The 234-nt window shown below is 59.4% G+C and carries 1 protein-coding gene; it reads right to left on the bottom strand.

Going from position 1 to position 234, the window contains the following annotated elements:
• Positions 1–24: 24 nt before the first annotated feature.
• On the bottom strand, positions 25–234 hold a 210-nt coding region (locus FS628_RS31785), incomplete at its 5' end, for a hypothetical protein (protein ID WP_222125357.1).

Genomic DNA, 234 nt, shown 5'->3' with positions numbered 1-234 from the left:
CACCTCCTCCCCCACTCCCCCCCCTCACACCCCCCCCACCTCCTCACCCACCAGCTTAAACCCTTCCTCCTCCTCCTCCACTTTCCCACCCACCACCACCACTTCACCTTTCCCCACATCCTCCTCCCTACCCCCCCATACCTCACCAAACACAACCACTTCCCACCCTTCAATCTCCTCTTCCACCTCCATCAACGCCATGGCTTTCCCCTGTTTCGTCCTAATCGACTTCAC

Origin of the sequence: Paenibacillus xylanexedens (assembly GCF_007676705.1) — a bacterium.
GTDB lineage: Bacteria > Bacillota > Bacilli > Paenibacillales > Paenibacillaceae > Paenibacillus > Paenibacillus xylanexedens_C.
The sequence above is the reverse complement of the archived record's forward strand: the minus strand, read 5'-3'. Positions and strand labels throughout refer to the sequence as shown.